The sequence below is a fragment of the Flavobacterium sp. genome (assembly GCF_043720215.1).
Taxonomy (GTDB): domain Bacteria; phylum Bacteroidota; class Bacteroidia; order Flavobacteriales; family Flavobacteriaceae; genus Flavobacterium.
The window spans coordinates 1-3,726 of the sequence record NZ_JAYSSZ010000160.1; the positions used below are offsets into that span (position 1 = coordinate 1).

General features: G+C 32.2%; 4 protein-coding genes. All 4 read right to left on the bottom strand.

Features of this window, described 5'->3' with window-relative positions; translation table 11 throughout:
- Positions 1 to 154: 154 nt before the first annotated feature.
- The 4 genes from ACHZC3_RS07515 to ACHZC3_RS07530 all read right to left on the bottom strand — a co-directional run bounded on the left by ACHZC3_RS07515 (position 155) and on the right by ACHZC3_RS07530 (position 3,644).
- Positions 155 to 511, bottom strand: a complete 357-nt coding sequence (locus tag ACHZC3_RS07515; RefSeq protein ID WP_394759247.1) for a hypothetical protein — start codon at positions 509 to 511, stop codon at positions 155 to 157.
- A gap of 188 nt (positions 512 to 699) precedes the next feature.
- On the bottom strand, positions 700 to 1,878 hold the full coding sequence (locus ACHZC3_RS07520) for an AIR synthase related protein (protein ID WP_394759248.1): 1,179 nt from the start codon (positions 1,876 to 1,878) through the stop codon (positions 700 to 702).
- A gap of 71 nt (positions 1,879 to 1,949) precedes the next feature.
- Positions 1,950 to 2,783, bottom strand: a complete 834-nt coding sequence (locus ACHZC3_RS07525) for an OmpA family protein (RefSeq protein ID WP_394759249.1) — start codon at positions 2,781 to 2,783, stop codon at positions 1,950 to 1,952.
- Positions 2,784 to 2,786: 3 nt separating this feature from the next.
- A complete protein-coding gene (locus ACHZC3_RS07530; protein ID WP_394759250.1) occupies positions 2,787 to 3,644 on the bottom strand; it encodes an OmpA family protein in 858 nt (285 codons plus the stop codon).
- Positions 3,645 to 3,726: the final 82 nt, after the last annotated feature.

Below are 3,726 nucleotides of genomic sequence, written 5' to 3' on the forward strand. Positions count from 1 at the left end.
AATTGCTGGCAAAGAGGAATATTTCCAGATTTCTGGATTTTGCAATGATTCTGTAAATAAATTGATGAAATGAGATTCTTGTAAAGGTTCTAATCGAACGAAATCATTTTCTAAAGTGTAGTTTGCAGCAAAATCGAAGTCCATAAGAATTGTATTACTCATTAAATTCATCATGTCTTTCAGGAACTTGCGGATCGTATAACGGACATTTATATTCTTCGAGAATATCTACCAATTTGTCCATCGTTTTTCCTTCAGTTCCGTAGCAATCTATTTTGATACTTTGTGGCGTTGTTCTAATATGAAATGCGCCTACTCCGTCGTTATTTTTCCAGCTTTTCTCATCTACTTTTTCCCATTTTGAGAAAACGTTTGCGATTCTGTTTAGGATCACTTCAATGGGTAAATCTTCGAGTCCATCGACTATTTCTTCATCCGAAATGGCTTCGTAAACCAAATGATGGTTTAAATAAATTCCTTCTTTATAATTCCAAAATACTAGTTCGTACATAATTATTTTTTTGCCCACGGATAACGCGGATTTATACTGATTAGAACGGATTTATTATATTATTACTGAAAATTACAACTATTTTAGCCCTGATGGGAGTGAAAATCCTTTTCTTTTTTTCTTTAGAAAAAGAAAAGATTAAAACGTACAGCAGTCCCGATAGCTATCGGGATGGCTCCTAAAAAAATCTAATATTCAAAAGTTCCGTATTCTGATTTTATTGTTAGTTTTTTATTTTCGCTTGCCTCTACTCTACCTACAATTTGGGCATCGACACCAAATGATTTCGAGATTTCGATAATGTTGTTTGCTATGGTTGAAGGAACATAAATTTCCATTCTATGACCACAATTGAAGACTTGATACATCTCTTTCCAATCGGTTTTTGACTGCTCTTGTATAAGTTTGAAAAGTGGTGGAATTGGAAATAAATTGTCTTTTATAACATGCAAATTATCTATAAAATGCAAGATTTTTGTTTGTGCTCCTCCGCTACAATGCACCATGCCATGTATTTCGTTTGGTGTATAGTTTTCTAGTATTTTTTTGATAATTGGCGCATAAGTTCTTGTTGGAGAAAGCACTAATTTACCAGCATCTATTGGAGAGTTCACTACTTTATCAGTTAGTTTTACACTTCCTGAATATACGAGTTCGTGGGGCACTTGTGCATCGAAACTTTCTGGGTATTTATGTGCTAAATACTTATCGAAAACATCGTGACGGGCTGATGTGAGTCCGTTGCTTCCCATACCACCATTATATGATTTCTCATAATTTGCTTGTCCAAAAGAAGCTAATCCTACGATTACATCTCCTGATTGAATGTTGTCATTATTTACTACATCTTTGCGTTTCATACGAGCTGTGACGGTCGAATCGACGATAAGTGTTCGTACGATATCGCCCACATCGGCAGTTTCGCCACCTGTAGAATGTATGGTTACTCCGAAAGTTTTTAGTTCGGCAATTAGCTCTTCGCTTCCATTAATAATAGCTGAAATGACTTCGCCAGTAATGAGGTTTTTATTACGTCCAATGGTTGATGATAACATAATATTATCGGTCGCGCCAACGCATAATAAATCGTCAATATTCATGATGAGCGCATCTTGCGCAATTCCTTTCCAGACAGACATATCGCCTGTTTCTTTCCAGTACATATAGGCTAAGGACGATTTTGTTCCTGCGCCATCTGCATGCATGATGAGACAATATTCTTCGTCATTTGTTAAATAATCCGGAACAATTTTGCAGAATGCTTTTGGGAATAATCCTTTGTCGATGTTTTTGATGGCGTTGTGCACATCTTCTTTGCCTGCCGAAACGCCTCGAAGTGCATATCTTTTTGAAGTATCAGAACTCATTTTTGTTTGTTGTGTTGTTGAGCAAAGATAACAATTTGATTTACGAATTGCGAATTACGAATTACGAATTTTTACTTTTCTACAATTAGTATTTCAACACGGCGATTTGCTAATCTTTCAGCTTCGTTTTTTTCTGGAATTTTGTAAATAGGTTTTGAACTTCCGAAGCCATTGTATGAAAGTCTATTAAATAAAATTTCTTTTTCTAAAAGATAGGCATAAATAAACAAAGCTCTTTTATTTGATAATTTCATGTCCGTAGGATCTGTGTTGCAACAAATATGACCTTGAATTTCAATTTTAAGCTTTGGATTTTTTACTAATATCGAATACAATTCTAATAATAACGGCTTAGATTTTTCGACAATTTTATCAGAATCTAAGTAAAAATAAATATTTTCAATTTTTACTAAATCACCAACTTTAGCAGTTGCGAATTTTGATGCTAATGTGGCTTTTTCGTTCGAAACTTTCGAATTATAATCAAACGGAGGCGATGGAATTTCTTTATTTGAATCTGTTGTTTTTTTTGCTAATCCAATTTTGTAAAAAATAACCACTTTTCGGTTTTCATTTTGATTTATAGAACGTTCAAAATCTTTACCAAAAGGTTTCAAATCGATACTTTTACTCAATTTGAAATTGTTCTCTTTTAAGGTTTTAATAACTGAATTTATTCTTTTTACAGATAATTCTTTGTTGTATGATTTATCATCTACACTATCGCAATAACCATATATTTTAGTTATTTCTGCTTTTGAATTTTCAGAAATCCATTTTTGGAAATTTTTGGCTGATTTTTCGTTTGGAATAGCTGCATTAAAATTGAAGAAAATCTCAAATTTTTCTTGAGAATTTCCTACTAGCGAAAAAAATAAAAAAAGTAAAATACAATGTGTTTTCATCTATTAGTTTTCTATAACTTCAATTTCTACTCTGCGATTGGCAGCTCTTTCCTCTTCTGTTTTTTCTGGCAAGGCAAATAACGGAATCGAGCTTCCAAAACCTTTGAAACTCATTCTTGTTTTTTCAATTCCGTTAAGTTCTAAAAATTGTTTAACAGCTTTGGCTCTTTGTGTTGATAAATCTTTTCTATCGACAGGAACACAACACAAATGTCCTTGAATACTTATAACCATTTCTGGTCGTTCTTGCATAACTAACAAAAGTTCGTATAATTTTCCACGAGAATCGTTTGTAACTGCAAAAGTGTTTGAAATAAAATTTAAGTTATTTAGCTTTAATTTTGTCCCTGGCTCTGCATAACACAACTCATCCATAAACTTTACATCGAGCTTGTATTCTGATTTTGTACCGTTAAAATTATCTATTATAACCTTATCTGGAAAGACAATTGGCTTTTTTACTTTAACTGCTTTTTTAGATTTTAAACCTAAAATTTCTTCTTCTCGTGGGATATCTTTTACTAATAAATAGTAAATCGTAACTTTTCTATTTTCGGCTTTATTTTTTGATTGTTGAAAGTTCTCACCAAAGCTTCTGGTTTTAAAGTCTTCACGAATTTTTACTTTACCTTTGATGCTTTGATACACTTTTTCAACCCTTTTTTGTGCTAAAGAATCATTGTATTGATAAGAACCATCTTCGTCTGTATAACCATTTATAGCCAAAATTTTACTTTCTGGATTTTGCTTTATCCAAGCTTGAATCTCTTTATTTTCTGGCACAGACAGCTCATATTTATTGCTATCAAAATACACAGAGAATTGTTCTTGTGCATTTGCTAGATAAATATTTGCTAACACTATTATGTATATAAAAAGTCTCTTCATTATAATAATAAAACCGAATTTACTTAAAAATATTGTTAGTTAATCAAAAACAATA